The sequence below is a fragment of the Haladaptatus rarus genome (assembly GCF_054177585.1).
Genome location: NZ_JBPEHG010000019.1, coordinates 89957 through 110603 on the forward strand (window position 1 = coordinate 89957; position 20647 = coordinate 110603).

Below are 20647 nucleotides of genomic sequence, written 5' to 3' on the forward strand. Positions count from 1 at the left end.
TCGTGAGTATGAGTAAAAAACGCTTGGGTATGCAGACCATTTGCTGTGTCGCGATAAGAAACGATAATAATGACTCAGAAAAATCTTGTTCCCATGGTTGAGGACAATCAAATGGAAACAATCGGTTCAGTCGAGAAGACGTTTCAAATCATAGAGGAACTCATCGATCATCCTGAATCTATTGGCGTGACCGATCTTGCACGTCGAACCGGCTTCACGAAGAGTACGGTCTACAAGCATCTCAACACCCTTGAGAAACTAGGGTATGTAAATCGTGTAAAGGGTGGGTATGAACCGTCAGTTCTCTTCCTTGATTACGGTCAGCACGTAATTTTCCAAAATGATTTCGGAGGGCGGATTCGAAAACCACTCGACCAACTAGCCGAGATGACCAACGAAACAGCTGGCCTTGTCGTAGAAGAAGACGGGGTTGTCGTAGATATCTATTGTACACGGAACGAAAATGCAACCAACTATCCGATTGTCAATACCCGTCATCTCCATTGCAGTGCACCAGGTAAAGCCATTCTTGCAGAATGGCCTGATAATCGTGTCGAGACCTACCTTGAGACGCATTCTCTTCCGAAGTTTACACCAAATACACGAACGCAACGAGAAGACCTCATGGACGATATATCTCGTATTCGCAAACGGGGATTCGCTTTCGAACGTGAGGAGCAGTATGAAAATGTGAATAGTTTAGCGGTGAGTATTACGGCCGGATCACACACAGGCGCCGTATTTGTTTCTGGGAAAGCAAACGAATTCTCCGGAAAACGACTTGAGGAAAATATACCTGGAATGTTGTTCACCATCTCGCAGTCTATCGAATCTAAATTCTAATCGTGCCGTTTCGTAATAGTAGACAGCCATTATACGAACGGCTTGTCTTGATGCGCGATCCTGCTCTTTGTGGAAGTGGCGTTAGCAGGTCGAAATGTAGTTTTTCTTTATCACAAAAAACCACGAGAGTCATTAAAAAGCTCGACAAGGTATCATAATTTCGACAGAAATTCACAGTTGATTTCCCAATATATATTACATCCCTATAGTCGTCAAGGAAGGGCTTAAGCGATAGTACTTCAAACATATGGCTAATAATGCGTGTCGCAATATGAAACGCAGGGCAAATAGATATTATTTTCTCATATATTATCACAATATATAACGGAGGATGAAACTGCTGGTTCTAATGGTAAAGACTACCACTCGGCAATGCTACCATCGTCATGTCGCCATATGGGATTGTGCCAATTGATCCCTTCTTTCGAATGTTTCTGTACAGATGACTCATCAATCTCTATCCCAAGACCAGGTTTCTTCAAGAGGTCGATGTAACCGTCCTCGAATGAAAAAACAGATTTGTCCACTAAGTATGACTGTGCGGCACTTTTTGAAGTAGGCTGGATGTCAAATCCATGATCCTGAACTAATAAATTCGGAATATATGCACCGATTTGAAGTGATGCAGCAAGAGCGATAGGACCGAGTGGGCAGTTCGGAGCGATTGCGACGTCCCGAGCCTCCGCCATTGCGGCGATACGGACAACCTCTGAGATCCCACCTGCGTGTGAAACATCTGGTTGAACAACATCTACTCCACCGTGTTCGAATAAAGATTTGAAATCCCAACGTGTGTACATTCGTTCACCGGTTGCAAGGGGAGTGGTCGTGGCAGAGCTAACATTCGACAGATACTCGATATTCTCTGGGAGGATGGGTTCTTCGACGAAAAGAAGGTCATGTTCGTCGAGAGCACTTACCAATCGTTTTGCGAGCGATTGAGAAACCCGCCCACGAAAATCAACGGCAATGTCGACCGAGTTCCCGACGACATCCCGAACGTGACCAACTCGAGAAACGATTTCGTTGACTTTAGCAGGGGACTCAATGTGACGTGTTTGATTTGTTGCATCCATCTTGAGAGCTGTATAGCCAGCATCGACAAGATGTGTTGCTTCAGTTTCGATGTCTTCGTTTCGATCCCCACCGATCCATTGATACACTCGTATTTTATCCCGACTTGCTCCACCGAGGAGTTCATAGACCGGTGCTCGGAATTGTTTGCCTTTTAGATCCCATAGTGCTTGGTCAATGCCTGCAATAGCGCTCATTAGTACTGGCCCCCCTCGATAGAAACTTCCACGATACATCGCTTGCCAGTGGTGTTCAATCCGTGTTGCATCTTTACCGAGGAGGTAGCTCTCCATCAACTCCTCAACGGCAGTCTTTACGGTCTGCGCTCGTCCTTCAACAATAGGTTCTCCCCACCCTATTAAACCGGTGCTCGTCTCCAGCTTTAGGAATAGCCACCGTGGAGGCAATTCGTACAGTTCATAATCAGTAATTTCCATACCATTTTTACCTCATCCGCTCATATAAAATTGGTTTTCCCGGAATATTGGTAGTCAACAAGAGTAGACGATCCGTGCCGAGCCAAATTTATAGTAATGCATAAATTGTTCAAGCCACTGCTGGACGCTTGGCCGATTGCCGACCCATGTATTGTGGAAGCGGTCGATCCACATTTTGAGTGTGTGAAACCATTTTTTGATCAGGTGTCGCTCGGTATAGTCGAGCTGATCGCTCAATCCGATTTGAAAGAGTGCAGTCCGATAGCCGTAGCCATCGACGAGAGACACAGTATCCGAGAGATCGTGTTTCTCGGCCAATGCAGAGAGAAATTCTGCCGCTGAATTGGTGTTGTGTTGATCAAACACGGCGATGGCGAGAAGCAGTTTTGTTTCGGTGTCTATTGCGGCGTACACCCAAAACCATTCGCCGTTGATTTTGACAGCGGTTTCGTCCACCACGACACACGGACAGACCTCTCGAACGAGATCGAAGCCCTCGAACAGGAAGTTGAAGCGCTCGAAGAAGAGGAATACAGTGACATACTGGATCTCCATAAAGCGGCGAATCAGTTGGAGCTCGAGCTTGGCCGCCTCGAATTTGACCTTGAGGACATGGAAAACAAAATCACGTCCATCGAGTCGCAACTTGTCGAACGGAGCAGCTCGAACCGCAACGGGAAACAATTCAAGATGAGCTCGCGGATCTGCGGACGCGCATCGATCAGATCGAAGCGAATGCCGTCGAACAATTCAACGGCCATATGGAGACTTTCCTCGATATCCTTGATTATGAAATTCTCGACCGCATCTGAATTGACCGCGTCGAACGCGACGTCCGGGAGGGCCGACGAAAAGCGTGTTCAACTTGCACGTGATTCGCAGTACTAAATCGGGGACGACCTACGAGGATACCATCGACCATCTCAGTGAGAGCGAGTGAGAAGTCACCGGGCTCGTCTTCGCGCTTGCTGGCTATCTCGTCCACGATGTGTATGAGAAAGTGCCGTTCATCCTGCTTGACTCGCTTGAAGCGATCGATTCCACCCGAATTGCGACACTCGTTGATTACTTCAGCGAGTACGCGGGCTACCTCGTCGCTGCATTGCTGCCCGAGGACGCTGCGGCCCTTGAGGATAAGTACGAACGCGTGACCGAAATCTAACCTTTTCTTTCCTGTATCGTCGTTCCGATTTTGGATTAGAATCACACGACGAACTGTTCTGCTGATTCCCTTTGAGAGAAGATTCTATTACAACAATATCCCTGTAATGGAGGGTGAGAATTCATCGTCTAAGTTACATCAAGCCGTTAAAGATTTTGGAATACGGGGCATGATGAACTCGTGATCTCGCTACAGTGTTGAGCAGAGGTATTCCAGTCCCACGCCCAAGTCATCTGTATAATGTCTGGTGGCTCACAGACGCCTTGTTGAAAGGAAGTGTTGACGAGTAAATGGACTATGTGCCTTTTATGACCGTAAGAGGATGTGTCGAGCAGATATCGTCAGCCTTGTTTCCCTCGAAAACCCGACTGAAACGAGTGTTCATCCATAGTTCATTTTCGAGGGAAATAATTTAAAATATTTATGACTTAGGAATAGTTTAAGTTGAGTTCAATCTCGTTTGCGATCCCCAACAGTGTTCGTGGAATAGTTTCGTCCTCAACGCGATCTTTGATTCGATGAGCAGGTCCGGAGACGCTAAGACCTCCGAGAACTTCTCCTTCCGAATAAGTAATTGGTACGCCAACAGCGTACAGGCCATTTGCGTGCTCTTCCTGATTAAGGGCGTATCCTCGTTCTCTAATCTCTGCGAGTTCCTCATGAAGAGGGTTAGGATCAGTGATCGTCCGGTCGGTTCTCTCGGGAAGCCCGTGTGTGTTTACTATCTTATCAACGTGGTCACGCGGCTGCAGGGAAAGAATTGCCTTCCCCGCCGCCGTCGTGTGGAGATGGACCACTTTGCCGATTCGAGCGTCAGTTTGGACAGCGTTCTGACCGCGCTCACGGTGGAGGTAGATGCCCAACCCGTGCTCTTCGACGATGTACTGGGCTCGCTCCCCAGTCTGTTCGGCGAGTTGGATGACCTTCGGTTCGATGTATTCGTTATATGGGTAACCATTGCGGACGTGGGCACCAAAGTCGAGAAACCGTTTACCGAGTACGTACGTGCTATCCCGATTCACAGCGTATCCTTCGTTAACGAGGGTTCGCAGGTACCGGTGAATTGCCCCTTTCGACATGTTCATTTCCCTTGCAAGTTCAGTGACACCCATCCCATTATTGTCCTTGAGACGTTCGAGAATCGAGAACAGAGTGCTGACTGACTTGACCTGATCTTCCTTGGTGCTGCTTCCTTCCTCGGGAGAGTTTGTCATACACACAGGTGTACTTGGAACGGGCTTATGGTTTTCGAAATCGAGACGGTTGTTCCACAATCGAGAACAACCGTTTTTCTAGCTGAGGACGAAATCCTTTGAACGGTCGATTTGATCATTCAGAGCTAGCACATCTAGGGGAAATAGATGTGATTTTCTTACCATCTTCCGGGAACGCGGCCGTTATAAAATAGGACGCGTTCCCAATCCGTGAACTGACAAACCTCATATGGTTAGAGATTTTAAAGAGAGTATCGGCAGCAGCGGGGGCTCCGATGCCGAGGTCAATTTCGGTAAGTGCAGCGTTACTCCGGTCAACGAAATGTTCTTGGGCTTGGAGCGCACCTTCGAATTGGATATGGGCATTGGGGCAAAGGCTGAGTCCGTCATTCGTCCGAAGCATACCTTACCGGTCGTCGAAGACGGAAACCAATTCTAGGACACTCCCTCTTCGGTAGCGATGGTTTGCTGGATGGGCGGTGTTCAGCCTTCTTAGTCGCCGAGAACAATCATCTCTTGCAAGCGTGCGATTATATAGTTGGCATCGTTGTAATCTACCTTGTTGTGGGCGAAGACATCGGCAGTTTTGAGAATATCCGACTTGTTGATCTGAAGTTTAACACCAGCATCGAAGAACAGTACAACATTAACGGTGTCAGCGGTCTGTTCGACGTTGATCTCGTTCTGGCGCAAGTCTATCGTCTTGTTGAGAATCACATTCTTGTTGTAGGCGTCGAGTCTCCTGATAGAATCGGACGTCGCGGTGGTGATGTGCTTTGCAAGTACCTACATGAAACGGGACTCAACTTCGCGGTTTTTGACATGCACTGAAAAACACCAGTTTCACCTCGGTCAGAAGCCCGTCGTCGAGCTTCTATTGGTCAGTAAATAGTCCGTGAGCGCGTTCAACCATCCTCGTCTGCTTGCGAAAGTCCCCGGTCAATAATCTCCTCGGTAGTCGAGTCGGGGCCGAAGACGGCATCGACGCCGGCCTCGCAAAGTTCTTCGGCATCGTCGTCGGGGATGATTCCACCAACCAACACCATGACGTCGTCCATGTAGTACTTTTCCAAGAGGTCGAGAACTGCGGGAACGAGCGAGTTGTGAGCGCCACTCAGAATACTAAGGCCAACAATGTCGACATCCTCTTGAACCGCCGATTGAACGATCGCTTCGGGGCTTTGACGCAATCCGGTGTAGATCACTTCACAGCCAGCGTCACGGAACGCCCGTGCAATCACCTTCGCACCACGGTCATGCCCGTCGAGTCCCGGTTTTCCGATGAGGACACGAAGAGGTCTGGCGTCTGATGAAGTATTAGCCTTACTGCTCATACATTATCCAGTACTCACAACAATTCCGTTCTCGAACTTAAATCTAGCCCTGGGCTGAACCCGTAGATGTGTTACCACCAATAATTATAGATAGCAAGGGATGAATCTAGGAGATATGTCCGATAGTCAGCGGACAAAGGACTCATCAGAGTCCCCACTGTCCTACGATGAGTGGAAAGAACAGGAACTTGAACCAGTACTCGAGCGGTTTGGAGAGCGTGAGGAGACCTTCGAGATAGACTCCGGAGTGGAGATCGACAGGTTATACACACCTGAGGATGTCCAGGAATTGGACTACGAAGAGGGTCTCGGCTATCCGGGTGCCTACCCCTACACACGGGGTATCTACCCGACAATGTATCGTGGCCGCGTCTGGACGATGCGCCAATATAGCGGCATGGGAACCGCCGAGGAGACCAACGAACGCTACAAATACCTCCTAGAGCAGGGCCAGACCGGCCTGTCGGTGGCGATGGACTTGCCTTCACAAATCGGCTACGACTCCGACGATAAGCGCGCGAAGGGCGAGATAGGCAAGGTTGGTACGGCTATTGATTCGCTGCGGGATATGGAACGGGTATTCGAAGATATCCCGCTGGATGAAATTTCGACGAGTATGACAATCAACGGCACCGCTGCTGTGATGATTGCGATGTACAAGGCGGTCGGGGACAAACAGGGTGTTGATAGCGAAGAATTGCGCGGGACGATGCAAAATGACATACTCAAAGAGTTCGCCGCACGAGGTACGTGGACTCTTCCGGTCGATCCGAGTATGCGGCTGGTCGTCGATACAATTGAGTATTGCGCAGAGGAGATGCCCAACTACAACCCAATTTCGATCGCAGGGGCCCACTTCCGCGATGCCGGCGCCACGCCTGCCGAGGAGATGGCTTACACGCTGGCTGACGGCATCGCGTACGTCGAGGCATGTCTCGAACACGGACTGGATGTCGACGAGTTTGCTCCCCAACTGTCATGGTTCTTCTACACGTACACCAATTTCTTCGAAGAAATAGCTAAGTACCGTGCCGGCCGTCGGCTCTGGGCAGACATCATGCGTGGAGATTTCGACGCTGAAAACCCCAAGAGCTGGCAGTTTCGTGCGGGTTGTGTCTGTGGTGGCAAGAGTCTCACCAAGGAGGAACCAATGAACAACATCGCCCGCGTGGCCATCGAGATGATGGCTGCGTCCGCCGCTGGTCTGCAGTCGGTGTTCACTGCGGCCTACGACGAAGCCTACTCGATTCCCACTGAGGAAAGTGCCCGGATCGCTTTACGTACTCAGCAGATCGTCGCCCATGAGACCGACATGGCCAAGACGGTCGACCCACTGGGCGGTTCGTACTTCGTCGAAAAGCTTACCGACGACATGGAAGACAGGATCATTGAAATCATGGACGAGATCGATAAACGGGGCGGTATGGTAAAGTGTATCAAGGACGGCTATATTCAACGCCGTCTCTCCCAGCGTGCCTACGAGTATCAGAAGGAGGTTGAGCAGGGCGAACGAGTTATCGTCGGGAAGAACAAGTTCACGAGCGACAAACAAGAGGTGATCGAGACTTACGAGGTCGAAGATAAGGTCGAGCAGGCCCAAATTGAGCGCCTCGAAGATCTTCGCGAGGAGCGCGATGACGATGCCGTAGATGCTTCCCTCAAGGGGTTACACCAGGCCGCCGAGGGCGATGAGAACATGATGCCCTACATCGTCGAAGCAGTAAAAGCCTATGCGACGGTAGGCGAGATAATGGGGACACTGCGCGATGTTTTCGGGGAGTATCAACCACCTCAGTCGATCTAATAACCATGACACGAAACAACCTACTTACCGACGTGGACAGTGTCGTAGACGAAATTGACGACGGTGACGTCATCGCCATCGGCGGGTTCCTAACATCTCATAAGCCCATGGCGTTTATCCGTGAGATTGTTCGACGCGAACTATCAGGCCTAACTGTTGTCGCCCCACCTACAAGTCTAGAGACAGATCTGTTGATCGCAACCGAATGCGTCGACACGATTTGGGCCCCCTACGTTGGGGCAGAGGGTATCGCCTCAATCGCCCCATGGTACCGCCACCGTGCTGAGACCGGAGATATTACCGTCAAGGAAACCGATGGTGGCATGATAATTGCCGCACTGGAGGCTGCTGAGCGGAACCTTCCTTTCATGCCGTGGCGGGGCGGTGTTGGGACGGCCATCCCCGAGCGTAACGAAGACGTCGTGGTGTTTGAGGATCCGCTTGAGGACGAGCCACTAGTTGCCGTTCCGGCGATTCAACCAGATGTCGCACTACTGCACCTAGCTCGCGGCGACTCTCACGGCAACGTCCAGGCGATCGGCGATACCTTCGCCGACGGCCTAATTGCCCGGGCTGCCAGTCAAACCTTCGTGCAGGTCGAAGAAGTCGTCGCTACCGACGAGATCCGTCAGGCGCCCAAGCAGACAATTGCCTCATTCGGAAATGTCGACGGCGTCGTTGAGGCGCCGTGGGGAGCACACCCGTTCTCCTGCAAGGGCCACTACCTCGCCGATACCGATCAGTTGGAGGCGTACGTCGCGGCGGCCGCAGATGCCGTCGCCGGGGACAGTGCCGACTGGGAGATCCACCTCGAGAAGTATGTCTACCGGCCGACTGACCACGCCAGCTACGTCGATCACTTGGGAACGGCCCGTCGCACAAGCCTGCGGGAGTACGGAGGTGTTGAGGCGTGAACATCGAAGCATCGACCGACGAGACGGTCGCGGCCTGGATCGCAGATCAATTAAACGACGGAGAGAGCGTTTGGGCAGGCACCAATCTTCCGGTTCCCCGAGCAGGACTGATGCTCGCCCACTGGACGCGGTGTCCAAACCTGCGTGTCCTGCTTTCTTTCTACCAGCACAACTTCGCTGCCGGCCAGACTCCACCGTCCTCGGAGATGTTTGCAGACGGCCGTCTACGCTACGGTGGCGAGATGACGTTGATGAACCACTGTGGCGCGGCCTTCAGTCACATCCGCGACATAGACGTATTCTTCGTCGGTGGACTTCAGGTCGACCAACACGGCAACACGAACCTTGTCGGCATCCAAGACAAAGACGGCGGTTTTAAGATTCGTGGCGCTGGCCCCGCAGGGGCGACTTCGTTCTCGGCCGACTGCGGTCGATACTACGTGTACATGACCCGCCATACCCCAAAGGTGTTCGTTGAGGAGTGCGACTTCGTATCCACAGTCGGCCCAGCTCGTCGGCGCAAACTCGGGCTGCCCGGTGGCGGGCCGGAGAAAGTAATCAGCCCGCTGGGGATTTTCGGATTCGACGATGACGACCGGCTCCAGCTTGAGGCGTCGATGCCTGGAACTACCCCCGAGGATGTACGCGAGGCAACCGGGTTCGAACTTGGCGTCACCGCTGACGTGACGGAGCTCACGGGACCAAGCGAGGAGCAACTTGAGGTGCTCCGGACACAGGTCGACCAAGGAGGATACCTCAGTGAGTGAGTCCACCGATTTCTATGATCCATTGGCCGACCTCCGGGTGCTCGAACTTGGCCACGTCGTCGCTGCGCCGTACGCAACGTTGATGCTATCAGATCTAGGCGCCGAAGTCGTGAAGGTCGAACACCCCAAACACGGCGACCACATGCGTGTGGCTGGTGACACAGCGCGGTCCATCTTTGCCTCGTTGAACCGCGACAAACAAAGCATAGCTCTCGACCTGGAATCCGAGGACGACCGTCAGGCGTTCCTGACACTGGTTCGTGAGGCCGACATCGTCGTGGAGAATTTCTCCCCTGGTTCCCTCGAGAGACTTGGCATGGGGTACGACCGGCTACGAAAGTCGAACAAGTCGCTAATCTACGTCAGCATCAAGGGTTACGAAGGCTCGGGACCCTATTCCGACCGAACGGCCACCGACCCGATTATCCAGGCGGCGAGTGGTCTCATGTCTGTGACAGGTTACACCAACTCGCCTCCGGCCCGAACCGGGACGAGCGTCGTCGACGTCGCGACCGCTCAATACGCCGTCATGGCGACGCTGCTGGCGCTCAAACGACGCCGGGAGACTGGCAATGGCGATTATGTGACCGTCCCAATGTTCCAGACGGGCGTGACGCTGATGAGCTACTGGTTGGCCTACCAACAGCAATTTGACGAAAATCCCCAGCGGATGGGTGCCTCCCACTCGCTGTACGCCCCGTACAACGTCTACCCGACGGCCGACGGCGGTCACATCTTCATGGCGGCCACCAGCGATGACCACTGGAGGATAATCAAGGACGAACTTGGCCTGTCCCTACCGTTCGAGACGAGGGACGAACGCCTCGAGCACCGCAAGTCGATCGACGATGCAATCGCAGCCATCACCAGCGAGCACCCTCGTTCCGAGATTGTCGACCAACTGCTGACCAGCGGCGTCCCTGTGGCACCAGTAAACGAGGTGTCCGACCTCGTCGATAATCCTCATCTCAATGCCGTGGACGCGCTGACGAGAGTCGACACGCCAGAGGCCGAAAACGTAGCCGTTCCGTGGACGATTCCTTGGCAGCGGGCACCGACGAGGAGTCACGACCCACCCAGACTGGGTGCCGACACGCGGCCAATCCTCCAGTCACTCGGTGTCGACACTGTTGATAGATTTTGACCCAGAACCAGTATTTTGCAAGGTCTACTGCAATCATCGATATTAATTTTGTCTAGATTATTTATTCTCCACTGTTTAGCCGATGAGGGAGCTGAAGCAATACTAAGATGCCTTCGTGACTACGTTTTTCGTAGAAGGGGTCAATAGATGACCTCCTCGTGAATGCTATTTGAGCGGTTTGTCTCAACCACGTCGATTAGATTCTGATTGAAACGTAGTTCCGGACGCTCACGATTTAAGTCAAGTGTTTTTACAAGACGTTGAACGCTGAGCCAACTAGTGGGTAGCGCTGACTGGCCCCTTTCGTCTATTCTTATCATCACTATCAATCAAATCAGTTGCTCAGTGATTGCACGCCCATCGAGAAGTTTGTCAGTAGAGGGTGAAACTATATCAATCCCTCTCGTTAATTAGTAAACTAGCTATGTCGACTACCGGCAAAGTGGCGGTACTTAACGAACCACGCACAATCGAAATCAAGGAAGTTGAACTTCCAGCGGTCGAACCAGGTGCTGTTCTCACCGAAGTCCTCAGGACGAACCTTTGCGGATCGGAACTCCATTTTTGGAAAGGAAACTTTCCTTACGAGGGTCCGTTGGGACATGAAGCGGTTGTCCAAGTTGCAGAACTCGGCGACGGAGTCAAGACTGACTCCCGTGGCGAATCTATCGAACCTGGCGATTCGCTCGCACCGGTGTACTTTATTCCGTGCCAGGAGTGCTATGCCTGTCAAAATGGGGAGTTTGCTGCCTGTGTCAATCAAGGGCAAAATATGTCACGTCCCATTGATGAGCATCCTCACTTCCACGCTACGTTCAGTACGCATTATTATATCAAGCCGAACCAGTATGCATACAAGGTTCCCGACAACGTCCCTGACGATATCGCCGCAGGTGCGAATTGTGCGCTCTCACAGGTACTCTACGGTCTGGACAAGGTTGGGGTCTCGAGCGGCGACGACGTTGTCATCCAAGGGGCCGGAGGACTGGGCCTCCATGCGACTGCTGTCGCCCGTGAACGAGGCGCAAATGTCATTCTCGTTGAGGGGGCTGAGCACCGTATCAAGACCGCCAAGCAATTCGGCGCTGATAACGTTATTGATATGGGAGAGTTCGGGACTGTTAAGGAGCGAGTTGCGGAAGTCGACCGTCTCACCGGTGGGAAAGGTGCTGACGTCGCAGTCGAAGTTGCGGGGGTGCCCGAGGCATTCTCAGAGGGTATTCGGTTCTTAAAAAACAACGGTGAATATCTCGAGATTGGAAACATCTCGTTCGGAGCCTCGACAGAGTTCGAACCCTCACGATTGACGTGGCAGAGCCGTTCGGTCACAGCTATCGCCTACTACCCACCGTGGTACCTAGGGAAGGCGCTCGATTTCCTTTCCGACCACATCGATGACTATCCTTACGACGTATTCCTAGGGGCAGAGTTCTCTTTCGAGGATATTGAGGAGGCATTCACGAAATCCGAGAATAGAGACGTCACGCGTGCGTCGCTGGTTCCCCAGTGACGCACGTCGGTTAGACTCGTTATCAAGACTTACTGATTTGAGGCTGTCTGGTGAGTGCCCCCAAAATATAATATTTCCCCTCACTGTAGTTTCAATAGTAGGCTGATACAAAATGGTAGAACAACATCATGTCTCGGATGAATACCGTAATGTGGCAACTCCTTTTTTTCAGGAGTTACTTCTCAGAGAGCAGTGGGCTGCTGATGTGTACGGTTATTGGATGCATCAGATTAACCTTGATCAAGAGCTAAGACAGCTGAAATTCAAGCTTGGAAAGACGGTATACGACGAGGTTCGACACGCAAACATCTGCGAAAAGATGGTTCGTCACCTCGGAGGGCAGGACGCCGTCGACGAAATGTACGACCAGTGGTGCGAGCAGGGGCAGCAAACTTGGGTTCACCGGATGAATCGAGTATTCACAAAGGGGATTCCAAGCTATATCGAGTTCCTCTCAACCGTACCACTGTTCGCCGACTCAGTTGGCATCCAGTTTTTCGCCGACCTCGCAGAAAATACGAACGACCCCGTGATCGCTGATACCGTCGAAAGCATATCTGAGGACGAGCGCTTACACAGTAGCCTCAGCGCAGAGTTTCTTCCAGTACTCGTCGAGCGACACGGTAACGAGGCTCGCAAGAAGATCGAACAGGGGCTTGAACTCTGGCTTCCAGTGATGTACGGCATACAAGGCCACCCCGACTCGGAGGCACGTAATCGAATGATAGAGAGTGGCTTTTTGAGTCTGACTAATGAGGAGATTCACGAAATTATGCGTGATCACGCGAGTGATATACTGAATCCGCTTGGTATCGACATCCCCAAACTCGATAGAGATGAGTATCTAAAGGCGAACGAGGTCGCAGACTACAGCGAGCGAGTAATGAACGAGCGAATCGAGCGTGGGGAATTATAAACTAAGAACAATGACCACGGAAGACATGAACACATTTGGTGATACGGTGCTGTCCTATGGAACGTCGGGTGACCCTGAGTCGGCGGCCGGGAAAAACTACCGCAAGCATGTCCTCGTTTGTATGAACAGGATAGAAAACGGTTGCCTGAACAAGGGTGCCTTCGATGTGAAAACGCGCCTATACCGATACAAATCTGACCAGAAACTCGAAGATGTAAAAGTCTCTTCTGTGCAAAACCTCGAACACTGCGATGAGGGACCGACGCTTGTGGTTTACCCTGACAACGTGTGGTACAAAAGTGTCTCGCCAGAAGATGTACCACGTATCGTCGACGAACACCTCATTGACGGAGAGCCTGTAGAGGATTTGAAGTTCGACCCGAATCTGCCAGAGGATCATCAACACTTCATTGTCTGCACATTCTTAGCTAACTGCGGGCCAGAGGGCGGTGGCAAGGCATTTAGATACTTTATGAAGCAAGCGCAGAACCGCGAGGATGTCAGTGTAGTCCAGTCCCATGGCTGTCTAAAAGAATGTAGCATGGGACCTATTGGCTGTGTTTATCCGGAAGGTAACTGGTACGGAGGATTGGCAGAGTACAAGTACGATGACATCTGGACAGCCCATATTGAAAAGTGCGAAGATTCGAAGTATCAGACCGGCAAGCTTGGGGAAAGGGATAACTTATGACAAGTGACAAAATCTTGACCGAACACGAGGAAGCGCGCGACGAAGTGCTTTCGGAGACTGAGTATGGTTTGCTCATCAACGGAGAGTGGCGCATGGCCGATGCCTGCGAGACCATGGAGACCATCAACCCGATGACAGGGGAAACGCTAGCAACGTTCCAACTTGCCGGCGAGGGTGATGTAGACGCTGCCGTCAAGGCGGCGCGAGCAGCCTTCGAAAGCGAGTGGGATGGGCAGAAACCTGTCGCAAGAGCGCGACCGTTGGAACGCATCGCCGATGCACTCGAGAACCAACGTCGCAAGTTTGCGACCATGGAAGCACTGGATGTTGGTAAGCCAGTGCTGCAGGCGATGGCAGACGTAAATATAGCGGCGGAGAGCTTTCGATACTTCGCTAGTCTTGCCAGAACACATGAGGATCGGAACATCCCACTTGGGTCGAAGAAGCTCGACTACGTGGTACGCCAGCCGTATGGGGTCGTTGGGCAGGTTAATCCCTGGAATTTCCCATTGATGGAGATGGCCTGGAAGACTGCGCCAGCACTCGCCGCCGGTAACACAGTTGTTCTCAAACCCCCCGAACGGGCACCAGTTTCATCGCTTGAATTCGCAAAGATAATGGATGAGTATTTGCCGGAAGGTACCCTGAACCTAATCACAGGTATCGGTGAAGTGGCAGGGGACTATCTCTCACGACACCCCGACGTTGACAAGTTTGCACTAACCGGGTCAACCGAGACCGGTAAACAGGTGATGCGCAACGCCGCCGAGCAGGTGACCCCGATAACGCTTGAGCTTGGGGGGAAGAGTCCAAATATAGTCTTCCCCGACGCTAACCTTGACGAGGCAGTGACTGGCGCGATGATGGCCATCTTCCTTAACCAAGGAGAGATGTGTACCGCCGGATCGCGATTGTTTGTCCATGAGGACATAGCCGACGAGTTCCTCGACCAGTTTGCTCACCGTACCCAGAATGACATTGTTCTCAACGATCCACTCTCGAAGGAGACAAACATGGGTCCGCTTATCGACGAGTCCCACCGCGACAGAGTACTAGAGTACATTGAGACTGGTCGGGAGGAGGGAGCTGCGGTTCGTATTGGTGGTGGTGCACCGGAGGATTCCAGCCTCGCGGACGCGCCATTTGTTGAGCCAACTATCCTAACTAACGTGACCAACGACATGACCGTTGCCCGTGAAGAGATATTTGGGCCGGTGGTTGTGGTCATGACGTTTACCGAGTACGATGAGGTTATCAAGAAAGCCAACGACACACGATATGGACTCGCGGCAGGCATCTGGACCACTGACTTCGAAACCGCCCATCAAGCTGCACGTGACCTGGATGCGGGAACTGTCTGGGTTAACACCTATAGTGACATGACTGACATGGGTGCGCCCTTCGGCGGCTACAAAGAGAGCGGCATCGGCCGTGAACTCGGTGCTGAGACCTTCGACGAATATACTCAGTCGAAGAACATCAAGGCTAACTTCGGGCGTGTTCCCGACCCGTTCTCGCGGTAACTGCGCACATAGGTGTATCTTCCACTATTTTCAAATTTAAGACCGACGACAGACTTTGAAAAGAGAAAGCAGCCAGAATTAAAGTTATTAACAGGGCATCTGTTCCAAACCATAGAAGTCCGGGAGTTTGCTTTATTGATTAGGAATGATTTCGAATCGACGAACACACACCTACTGACGGTTTGAGATAACTCGGTACCGTTAGTCATTGGAGCGCTATCGCCAACTGATTTGGCAGACGGTACATGTACCTGATAAGGGGTAGCACACCTAGCGTGCTACTAAGACCCTAGCTTCCTGACTCACAGCTCAAATTCCATTGGCAGATTACCTATAATCACGGAGATAAATGCTACCTATATCGTATTCGGCCAGCAAACCAACTTCCTGTTTGATGTTGACCGAACCCATGCACAAACGGCTACCCAAAGATTCGAACATTACCGACCAACAAATGGAGAGCAAACCACTTCCTATCGAATATCTATATAGTCATGAGTAACTGGAGGAGATGATCGGCAATCTGCTCGTAACTAACGGGTTTGCTCTGACACCAATAGCACACTGGGCATTCTTTGTAACCGTGTATTAGCGCAGAATTTGCTCATGTGCTATAATTACACTAATTATTGGTAATATATCTTAGTATATTGTTATAAGTCATGATAGAGAATGTGTAACGCGATGCAGGGCGAGATGAAAATACAGAATCGGATGCACGTGTCCGACCAGCTTAAACGTACTTCAAAACTGTTCCCTGAGAAGGAAGCAATCGTCGACCTAAGTCGTGATAGCAATCCGATTCGGAATACATACCAAGAGTGGGACGAAAAATCTAACCAAGTTGCGCAGGCACTCATAGATACAGGCATGGAAAAGGGTGACGTGTTAGCCATTGTTGGTCACAACTCAGTAGATTGGCTGCATGTATTTTTCGGGGCCCCTCGTGCAGGCATCGTCGTTTCACCCCTCAATCCTGCAATCCATCAGGATACCCTAAACTATGAAATTGATCATTGTGAGGCAGATTACATAATCACTGACGCAGCCTTCCTCGAAAAAGCAAAAATAGCTGCGGAGGAGAACGAAGCAGAAATTCTAGCAGTGATACCGGTTGGCGGAGATGTAGATGACTTTCCTACGGTTCAAGAGTTCATCGACGGATATCCAGCTTTGCCCCCAGAGGTTCTCACTGGAGATCGTGATATCCTCGAAATCCTCTACACGAGTGGAACTACTTCCGCACCAAAGGGTGTACTGACATCCCACATTGGTGCGATGAGTTCCATGATGAATGGGGCACTCGAATTCGGATACGATGAGAACACACGCTTTGCCTGTATTTTACCACTATTCCACTGTGGACAGCAAGCACATACGCTTGCTGGTCTCGTGTTTGGTATGACGAACGTTATCAAGCGTGAATTTGATCCTACAGACTTCCTAGAAGAGATGGTTGAGAAGGAAGGAGTGACTGCAGCGTTCCTCCATGCGAGCCAGGCTCGGGCACTCGCCGAGATGGATGTGAGCGATCACGATACGTCCCCACTAAGGCGAGTATGGTACGCAATGGCTCCCCTTGAGCAGAACACTATCAGTAGTCTGAATGAAAAGTGGGGTTGCAAGTCCGGTCTATACACTGGGCAGACCGAAACTTTCCCACCATCGTCGTTAAACCATCCCGAGGATGAGTTCAAACTTGATTTAAATGTTTGGGGAACCCCGTGTCCTCTCCAAGAACACGCTATCATGGACTCCGAAGGTAATATCTTGGACGATGGTGAATCTGGCGAAATTTGCATTCGAGGGCCCACAGTGATGGAAGGATATCTTAAAGATCAGGAAAAAACAAAACAAGCATCATTGTATAATTGGCACCATATGGGTGATCTTGGCTACTTTGACCCTGAACACGATCTCCTCGTATTCGACGATCGAAAGAAAGACATGATCAAAACCGGTGGAGAGAACGTACCTAGCGTCCGCGTTGAAGGTACCTTGGATGAGTATCCTGACGTTGATCGATCAGCTGTTGTCGGCCTTCCTCACGACCGGTGGGGAGAGGCAATTACTGCGTTTGTCGTTGGCAACGACGTAGACGAAGATGGATTGATCAAGTACTGTGAACAGAACCTCTCCAGACACGAAGTTCCTAAACGAGTCATTGAAGTAAAAGATCTACCACATACTGCAACGAACAAGATCCAAAAGGCTGAGCTCAGAGAAGAGTACGCGAATCTCTATCGATCAGAGGCGGGATAACGTCCTGAAGTTTTGGACACGCACTTTTATTATTTATAATATTTTATATTATCTTGGCTTCGCTACACTTGGAATGCCAGTTTATGAATTCCTAATTGAAGTTCACTTAGAGATATAGCTGAGATTAGCTATTACCTTTTGTTAGCGAGAAGTGTTTACCGATATTTCGAAGCAATGAGATCGGCTTGCCCCTCGAATCCACAGGGACAGGTAAGCGTCTCGCGATGCCGGCGTGTTCAATCCCGTTCGCCACACTCTGGACACGTCTGGGACGTCCACGCCTCTGAGATTGCTTCTACGTCGATACCATACTCTTCGCAGACGGATTCGAGTCGATCGATGCACTGTTGGTGGGCCCAAAACGACCGTGCCTTGAAGTTGGCTTCCACCGACCAGTACTCACCGAGAACTCCGGTGAGATCGCCGTGATAGAGGGTCGTCACACCAGCCGCGTCTAACCGCTCGACCAAATCCCTGAGGAGGGCGTTCACTGCGTGGTCGCGCCGCCGAGAGCGCTTGCGGTAGAGGCGCTTGATTCGCTGACTCATGTGTTGTCCATCAGGGAGTTTCGCCTGAGCATCGGCGATACGGTTGGTTGTATCTCGAAACTGCTCGTACGGCGTCTGTCCGATGTACAGGTACTGCTCACTGGTCGTTGTCGTATAGGCAACGAGAACATTTGCACCGAGATCGAGGGCAGCGGCCTCAGAGCCATTTGACTCACTCTTTTCGGCTTCATCAACGGTTACCGACTGATGCACACGATACGCGTCTTCAACAGAGTCGTATGCGATGTCGAGTCGATCACTGCCTCCACGCCATTTTGGCTTCCCTCGATCCGGTAATCGAAGCCGTTCGAAGAGGCCGATCTGGAATCCTTGCTCGTCGTGATGCAACTCGACAGTTTTTCCAACGCCCTCGAACGACTCCGTCGGCTCGCCAACAACCGTGAATCCCTGCGACGTGAGCGTCTGGTTGACGTGGTCGAATTCGGATACCACACCCAACGCGAGGTCGATATCCTCGGTCTGGCCCTTCAACCCCTGAACCGTCATCGCAAAGCCGCCTAGGAGATACACTGTAACAGGTTCTGAGAGCCAATTGTCGAACCCACGGTGACGAGCGAGAGGCTATCGAGACGATGGGGAAAATGGGCAGGAAGTCGCCGTTGAATCGGCATCTGTCCACGTTGAGCAGGGCTCGCATGCGATGCAGTTTCTGTACGTCCCCTCGACGAAAGGAGAGGGAACAGCGGTCTTTGCGACGAATCTCTCAGTCGGGGTGGACGAGGCTGAGACGTTCACTCGTCGGTACAGCCGCCGCTGGCAGATCGAGAACGAGTATAAGAGTATCAAGAACGACTTTCTGGCGAAGACGTCTTCCAAGGATTACCGCGTCCGACTGTTCTACTTCGTGTTCGCGGTGCTGCTGCACAATATCTGGCGGCTCACTGATTTCCTGTTGAAGGCTGGTGTCGGTGGTGAAATGGATTACGCCCCAGTTCTGACCGCTGGCGAGTGTGTCGAGTTGGTTTGTTCAGCACTGATTCCGCCGGATTAACGCTTAACGCCGACTCGGGCCGCTCATCGCGAGTGGCGACACTCTGCGAGTGGTCGAATTTCAGCTATTTTCGTGCATTCGATGGCATCTCACCGAGAGAGATAGTTGATGGCCCACCAATGTGGGCCGTCCGAGCCACGATAAGTCCTGAAAACACGCGCAAACACTCCATCCTCCGAAACTGTGGGACCCCTCAATCTCGAAATTTGATATAGCGGAATGGGATTTATGAAGCTGCATTGGATGTTTTCAGACGCTCTGCCACCCGAATTCGACAATATTTCATTTGCCCCTTTCACTTCCGCATATAGGCGTAATAGGAAGTGAAATCGGCCGGGGCGGTGCCCTCGGCGAAGCACAATTCCTGGGGCTTAACGAGAGGGTGCTTCGCCAGGTCGAATGCCGTCAAGGCAGTACTCCAACAGTATCCTGAGAGGGTCTGCTCCCCGACGCCGACTTCAAAGCGGAGTCATAACTACCTCCACCCCGTGCCCCGACGTGGTATCTCACCGCGGGAGATTGACTGTCGGTCTTCGAGGGTGCAATCCGCACTTTCACAGTCAACACCTGCCAAACTCAACGCCCTGATACGGTACAAGGCTGTTGAGAAAGGGATTCCCGTCGAGACAGTGAATCTGCGAAATACATCGAAAGAGTGCCATGCGTGCGGTGAAGTAGGGTATCGTCCGAGACAGGCGACGTTCAAATGTTCAACCGACAACTGCTGATTGGACAAGTACCACGCGGACGTGAACGGGGCGATAAACATTGCAGGTCGCTACTGCAGTGGAAAGAGCCGACCAGAGAATACCCGAACGACGATAACTCGGCTGCGGATGGGGCGTATTTGACCGCGCCACAAGACAGCCACGCCGATGCTGAGACCTAGCAGGCGACGTGTGGAACGCATGCGTCTTGAAACCCGAGGGCTGATGCGCTCGGCCTGAAATCCCGTTGGGATTCCCGCGTCTTCAGGCGTGGGAGAAGTCAACCCGTCATCTAATTCTCTCCTCCCTTCAGCAAGAGATTAGTGAAACGATTATTGCCTACCATCTATTTAAAACAGATTATACATTATTCCACTAAATTCGTGTTTATAATATATGAAAATTTTCATGTTATGTGGCGATAAAGGAGATACTGTAATGGCAAACTCCACCCTCGCCACGTATCTTGAAGAGAATCCAAAAATGATCGGCGTTCTGTTCACGATGTTTCTGCTCCTAACGCAGGCAGGAAATTCCTCAGCAGCCGCTGTAGCCACCATGACCGGCCCTTAAGTCAGCGATCCTAACACATCAAAGCTCCATACCAATTCACCGTCTATTCGCACGGGAATATTTTCGAGTTCGAAAAAAGACATTAATTCTGCTTTGGCACTGTCTAGTTTAGCTCCTCCTCGATAGGCGTTCGGTTGGTGAGCGATTGATGCGGTCGTTGGTGGTTATAGTAATGTACAAATTGTTCAAGCCACCGCTGGACGCTCGGCCGA

Annotated in this window: 17 protein-coding genes and 4 pseudogenes; 14 read left to right on the forward strand and 7 right to left on the reverse strand. The window is 51.6% G+C overall.

What is annotated here, in order from left to right:
- Positions 1-93: 93 nt before the first annotated feature.
- On the forward strand, positions 94-843 hold the full coding sequence (locus tag ACR3FE_RS24235) for an IclR family transcriptional regulator (protein ID WP_458210417.1): 750 nt from the start codon (positions 94-96) through the stop codon (positions 841-843).
- 359 nt (positions 844-1202) lie between these two features.
- Here ACR3FE_RS24235 and dgoD read toward each other — a convergent pair whose 3' ends face one another.
- Together dgoD and ACR3FE_RS24245 are read right to left on the reverse strand one after the other, a co-directional pair.
- Complete coding sequence (gene dgoD / locus ACR3FE_RS24240) at positions 1203-2354, reverse strand: galactonate dehydratase (RefSeq protein WP_458210418.1); 1152 nt, start codon at positions 2352-2354, stop codon at positions 1203-1205.
- A gap of 54 nt (positions 2355-2408) precedes the next feature.
- A pseudogene (locus tag ACR3FE_RS24245) lies at positions 2409-2816 on the reverse strand (DDE-type integrase/transposase/recombinase); the annotation flags it as partial.
- A 3-nt stretch (positions 2817-2819) separates the two neighbouring features.
- On the opposite strand from ACR3FE_RS24245, the pseudogene ACR3FE_RS24250 reads away from it, so the two are divergent.
- Positions 2820-3516: pseudogene (locus ACR3FE_RS24250) on the forward strand (archaea-specific SMC-related protein); the annotation flags it as partial.
- Between the two features lie 428 nt (positions 3517-3944).
- Here ACR3FE_RS24250 and ACR3FE_RS24255 read toward each other — a convergent pair.
- From ACR3FE_RS24255 to ACR3FE_RS24265, 3 genes are all read right to left on the reverse strand, one after another.
- A complete protein-coding gene (locus tag ACR3FE_RS24255) occupies positions 3945-4730 on the reverse strand; it encodes an IclR family transcriptional regulator (protein ID WP_458210419.1) in 786 nt (261 codons plus the stop codon).
- 492 nt (positions 4731-5222) lie between these two features.
- On the reverse strand, positions 5223-5447 hold the full coding sequence (locus ACR3FE_RS24260; RefSeq protein WP_458210420.1) for a P-loop NTPase family protein: 225 nt from the start codon (positions 5445-5447) through the stop codon (positions 5223-5225).
- A 188-nt stretch (positions 5448-5635) separates the two neighbouring features.
- Complete coding sequence (locus ACR3FE_RS24265; RefSeq protein ID WP_458210421.1) at positions 5636-6064, reverse strand: cobalamin B12-binding domain-containing protein; 429 nt, start codon at positions 6062-6064, stop codon at positions 5636-5638.
- A 115-nt stretch (positions 6065-6179) separates the two neighbouring features.
- Here ACR3FE_RS24265 and ACR3FE_RS24270 point away from each other — a divergent pair, with 115 nt between their 5' ends.
- The 9 genes from ACR3FE_RS24270 (at position 6180) to ACR3FE_RS24310 (ending at position 17595) form a co-directional block, all read left to right on the forward strand.
- Positions 6180-7868 (forward strand): acyl-CoA mutase large subunit family protein, encoded by a 1689-nt coding sequence (locus tag ACR3FE_RS24270; RefSeq protein ID WP_458210422.1) that lies wholly within the window; start codon positions 6180-6182, stop codon positions 7866-7868.
- Positions 7869-7873: 5 nt separating this feature from the next.
- Positions 7874-8782 (forward strand): CoA transferase subunit A, encoded by a 909-nt coding sequence (locus tag ACR3FE_RS24275; RefSeq protein WP_458210423.1) that lies wholly within the window; start codon positions 7874-7876, stop codon positions 8780-8782.
- Positions 8779-9549, forward strand: coding sequence for a hypothetical protein (locus tag ACR3FE_RS24280; protein WP_458210424.1), 771 nt, complete (start codon positions 8779-8781; stop codon positions 9547-9549). Before ACR3FE_RS24275 ends, ACR3FE_RS24280 begins: the two co-directional genes overlap by 4 nt.
- A complete protein-coding gene (locus ACR3FE_RS24285) occupies positions 9542-10693 on the forward strand; it encodes a CaiB/BaiF CoA transferase family protein (RefSeq protein ID WP_458210425.1) in 1152 nt (383 codons plus the stop codon). Before ACR3FE_RS24280 ends, ACR3FE_RS24285 begins: the two co-directional genes overlap by 8 nt.
- A 424-nt stretch (positions 10694-11117) precedes the next feature.
- Positions 11118-12203: a zinc-binding dehydrogenase gene (locus ACR3FE_RS24290; RefSeq protein ID WP_458210426.1), complete on the forward strand. Its 1086-nt coding sequence runs from the start codon at positions 11118-11120 to the stop codon at positions 12201-12203.
- Positions 12204-12315: 112 nt separating this feature from the next.
- Complete coding sequence (locus tag ACR3FE_RS24295; RefSeq protein WP_458210427.1) at positions 12316-13119, forward strand: hypothetical protein; 804 nt, start codon at positions 12316-12318, stop codon at positions 13117-13119.
- 10 nt (positions 13120-13129) lie between these two features.
- Entirely contained in the window at positions 13130-13810 is a 681-nt protein-coding gene (locus ACR3FE_RS24300; protein ID WP_458210428.1) for a (2Fe-2S) ferredoxin domain-containing protein, read from the forward strand.
- Positions 13807-15333, forward strand: a complete 1527-nt coding sequence (locus tag ACR3FE_RS24305; protein WP_458210429.1) for an aldehyde dehydrogenase family protein — start codon at positions 13807-13809, stop codon at positions 15331-15333. Before ACR3FE_RS24300 ends, ACR3FE_RS24305 begins: the two co-directional genes overlap by 4 nt.
- A gap of 684 nt (positions 15334-16017) precedes the next feature.
- Positions 16018-17595 carry a class I adenylate-forming enzyme family protein gene (locus tag ACR3FE_RS24310; protein ID WP_458210430.1) on the forward strand — a complete coding sequence of 526 codons (1578 nt, stop codon included), beginning with the start codon at positions 16018-16020 and terminating at the stop codon, positions 17593-17595.
- 236 nt (positions 17596-17831) lie between these two features.
- On the opposite strand, the gene ACR3FE_RS24315 is transcribed toward ACR3FE_RS24310, so the two are convergent.
- The gene (locus ACR3FE_RS24315; protein ID WP_458210431.1) at positions 17832-18650 is read right to left on the reverse strand and encodes a transposase; all 819 of its coding nucleotides are present in this window, start codon (positions 18648-18650) and stop codon (positions 17832-17834) included.
- Between the two features lie 50 nt (positions 18651-18700).
- Between ACR3FE_RS24315 and ACR3FE_RS24320 the strand changes: the two are divergent.
- The 3 genes and pseudogenes from ACR3FE_RS24320 to ACR3FE_RS24330 all read left to right on the forward strand — a co-directional run.
- Positions 18701-19155 (forward strand): annotated as a pseudogene (locus ACR3FE_RS24320) (transposase); the annotation flags it as partial.
- 569 nt (positions 19156-19724) lie between these two features.
- A pseudogene (locus tag ACR3FE_RS24325) lies at positions 19725-20044 on the forward strand (transposase); the annotation flags it as partial.
- A gap of 256 nt (positions 20045-20300) precedes the next feature.
- Entirely contained in the window at positions 20301-20435 is a 135-nt protein-coding gene (locus ACR3FE_RS24330) for a DUF7503 family protein (protein ID WP_458210432.1), read from the forward strand.
- A gap of 103 nt (positions 20436-20538) precedes the next feature.
- Here the strand turns inward: ACR3FE_RS24330 and ACR3FE_RS24335 are convergent.
- The coding region (locus ACR3FE_RS24335; protein WP_458210435.1) for an integrase core domain-containing protein at positions 20539-20647 on the reverse strand (109 nt) is incomplete at its 5' end.

Coding starts and splice junctions, on each gene's coding strand:
- ACR3FE_RS24235 (WP_458210417.1), top strand. CDS start 94: ATGGTTGAGGACAATCAAATGGAAACAATCGGTTCAGTCGAGAAGACG.
- dgoD (WP_458210418.1), bottom strand. CDS start 2,354: ATGGAAATTACTGATTATGAACTGTACGAATTGCCTCCACGGTGGCTA.
- ACR3FE_RS24255 (WP_458210419.1), bottom strand. CDS start 4,730: ATGACAAACTCTCCCGAGGAAGGAAGCAGCACCAAGGAAGATCAGGTC.
- ACR3FE_RS24265 (WP_458210421.1), bottom strand. CDS start 6,064: ATGAGCAGTAAGGCTAATACTTCATCAGACGCCAGACCTCTTCGTGTC.
- ACR3FE_RS24270 (WP_458210422.1), top strand. CDS start 6,180: ATGTCCGATAGTCAGCGGACAAAGGACTCATCAGAGTCCCCACTGTCC.
- ACR3FE_RS24275 (WP_458210423.1), top strand. CDS start 7,874: ATGACACGAAACAACCTACTTACCGACGTGGACAGTGTCGTAGACGAA.
- ACR3FE_RS24290 (WP_458210426.1), top strand. CDS start 11,118: ATGTCGACTACCGGCAAAGTGGCGGTACTTAACGAACCACGCACAATC.
- ACR3FE_RS24295 (WP_458210427.1), top strand. CDS start 12,316: ATGGTAGAACAACATCATGTCTCGGATGAATACCGTAATGTGGCAACT.
- ACR3FE_RS24300 (WP_458210428.1), top strand. CDS start 13,130: ATGACCACGGAAGACATGAACACATTTGGTGATACGGTGCTGTCCTAT.
- ACR3FE_RS24305 (WP_458210429.1), top strand. CDS start 13,807: ATGACAAGTGACAAAATCTTGACCGAACACGAGGAAGCGCGCGACGAA.
- ACR3FE_RS24310 (WP_458210430.1), top strand. CDS start 16,018: ATGCAGGGCGAGATGAAAATACAGAATCGGATGCACGTGTCCGACCAG.
- ACR3FE_RS24315 (WP_458210431.1), bottom strand. CDS start 18,650: ATGACGGTTCAGGGGTTGAAGGGCCAGACCGAGGATATCGACCTCGCG.
- ACR3FE_RS24330 (WP_458210432.1), top strand. CDS start 20,301: ATGGCAAACTCCACCCTCGCCACGTATCTTGAAGAGAATCCAAAAATG.